Genomic DNA, 1385 nt, shown 5'->3' on the forward strand with positions numbered 1-1385 from the left:
TAGGTGCGAAAGACTATAGTAAGAGTAAATTTGTAAGTAGTTTCTCTATTTATGGTGGTATTGCACTAGGACTTATCGTGATTTTAGTTACTTTACCATTCAGTGATCAAATCGCAGCAATTTTAGGGGCGAGAGGTGAAACGTTAGCTTTAACAAGTAATTATTTGAAAGTAATGTTTTTAAGTGCACCTTTTGTAATTTTGTTCTTCATATTAGAACAATTTGCACGTGCAATTGGAGCACCAATGATTTCTATGATTGGTATGTTAGCTAGTGTAGGCTTAAATATTATTTTAGATCCAATTTTAATTTTTGATTTTGATTTAAACGTTGTTGGTGCAGCTTTGGGTACTGCAATCAGTAATGTTGCTGCTGCTCTGTTCTTTATCGTTTATTTTATGAAAAATAGTGACGTTGTGTCAGTTAATATTAAACTTGCGAAACCTAATAAAGAAATGCTTTCTGAAATCTTTAAAATCGGTATTCCTGCATTTTTAATGAGTATCTTAATGGGATTCACAGGATTAGTTTTAAATTTATTTTTAGCACATTATGGAAACTTCGCGATTGCAAGTTATGGTATCTCATTTAGACTTGTGCAATTTCCAGAACTTATTATCATGGGATTATGTGAAGGTGTTGTACCACTAATTGCATATAACTTTATGGCAAATAAAGGTCGTATGAAAGACGTTATCAAAGCAGTTATCATGTCTATCGGTGTTATCTTTGTTGTATGTATGATTGCTGTATTTACAATTGGACATCATATGGTCGGACTATTTACTACTGATCAAGACATCGTTGAGATGGCGACATTTATTTTGAAAGTAACAATGACATCATTGTTATTAAATGGTATAGGTTTCTTGTTTACTGGTATGCTTCAAGCGACTGGGCAAGGTCGTGGTGCTACAATTATGGCCATTTTACAAGGTGCGATTATCATTCCTGTATTATTTATTATGAATGCTTTGTTCGGCCTCACAGGTGTCATATGGTCATTATTAATTGCTGAGTCACTTTGTGCTTTGGCAGCAATGTTAATCGTCTATTTATTACGTGATCGTTTGACAGTTGATACATCTGAATTAATAGAAGGTTAAATATTTCGTACACTTCTGGCTGAGTATATTTCGGTCGGAAGTGTATTTTTCGAATAAAAAATAAATATATGATACGATTATGAAAAAAATAAAGTGAGAATGACATATGTATAAATCTAAAATACTGTTGAAATATATTTTTAGTGAAGAACCAGAAGTTAAAGATTTAACTGAAGAAAAATATAATCAAGATTACGAAGCATTAACATTTAGCTTTAAAGAGGAAACATATCAAAGTAGGTTAGCTAAGAAAACACCGACTAAAGCAGGGTATTTTGT

Annotated in this window: 2 protein-coding genes; both read left to right on the top strand. The window is 32.1% G+C overall.

The window, feature by feature from the left end:
* Positions 1-1106, top strand: a 1106-nt coding sequence (locus tag IDG60_RS14120; RefSeq protein WP_206160821.1) for an MATE family efflux transporter, incomplete at its 5' end; no start/stop codon positions are given.
* Between the two features lie 106 nt (positions 1107-1212).
* Positions 1213-1385 (top strand): MepB family protein (locus IDG60_RS14125; RefSeq protein ID WP_206160822.1); only part of this gene is annotated, 173 nt, incomplete at its 3' end.

Source organism: Staphylococcus sp. EG-SA-2 (assembly GCF_017152085.1).